Origin of the sequence: Pantoea sp. ACRSB (assembly GCF_022346905.1) — a bacterium.
GTDB lineage: Bacteria > Pseudomonadota > Gammaproteobacteria > Enterobacterales > Enterobacteriaceae > Pantoea > Pantoea piersonii.
On the sequence record NZ_JAKRNL010000030.1, the window covers coordinates 1 to 1,056 of the forward strand.

The following is a 1,056-nucleotide window of genomic DNA, read 5'->3' on the forward strand; positions in this document are numbered from 1 at the left end:
GGCTTTGTTGAATAAATCGAACTTTTGCTGAGCTGAAGGAGCAGATCACGCATCTTCCCGACAACGCAGACCGTTCCGTGGCAAAGCAAAAGTTCAAAATCACCGGCTGGCCCACCTACAACAAAGCCCTTATCAACCGTGGCTCCATAACTTTCTGGCTGGACGATGAAGCGATTCAGGCCTGGTATGAGTCTGCAACGCTTTCATCACGAGCAAGACCTCAGCGCTATTCTGATCTCGCCATCACCACCGTTCCGGTCATTAGACGCGTATTCGGGCTGACCCTGCGGGCAGCACAGGGTTTTATTGATTCCATTTTTACACTGATGAATGTTCCGTTGCGCTGCCCGGATTACACCCGTGTCAGTAAGCGGGCAAAGTCGGTTAATGTCAGTTTCAAAACGTTCACCCGGGGTGAAATCGCGCATCTGGTGATTGACTCCACCGGGCTGAAGGTCTTTGGTGAAGGCGAACGGAAAGTCAGAAAACACGGCAAAGAACGCCGTCGTATCTGGCGAAAGTTGCGTCTGGCAGTTGACAGCAAAACACATGAAATCATCTGTGCAGACCTGTCGCTGAACAACGTGACGGACTCAGAAGCCTTCCCGGGTCTTATCCGGCAGACTTAGAGAAAAATCAGGGTAGCAGCGGCAGACGGCGCTTACGACACCCGGCTTTGTCACGACGAACTGCAGCGTAAGAAAATCAGCGCGCTTATCCCTCCCCGAAAAGGCGCGGGTTACTGGTCCGGTGAATATGCAGACCGTAACCGTGCAGTGGCCAGTCAGCGACTGACCGGGAGTAATGCGCGGTGGAAATGGACAACAGATTATAAGCGTCGCTCAATAGCGGAAACGGCGATGTACCGGGTAAAACAGCTGTCCGGAGGTTCACTGACGCTGCGTGACTACGATGGTCAGGTTGAAGAGGCTATGGCCCTGGTACGAGCGCTGAACAAAATGACGAAAGCAGGTATGGCTGAAAGCGTGCGTATTGCCTGAAAACACAACCCGCTACGGGGAGACTTACCCGAAATCTGATTTATTCAACAAAGCC

1 pseudogene is annotated in these 1,056 nt (G+C 52.6%); it reads left to right on the forward strand.

Features of this window, described 5'->3' with window-relative positions:
- Window positions 1–32 precede the first annotated feature (32 nt).
- Window positions 33–1,001, forward strand: a pseudogene (locus MHZ89_RS22585) (IS5 family transposase).
- Window positions 1,002–1,056: the final 55 nt, after the last annotated feature.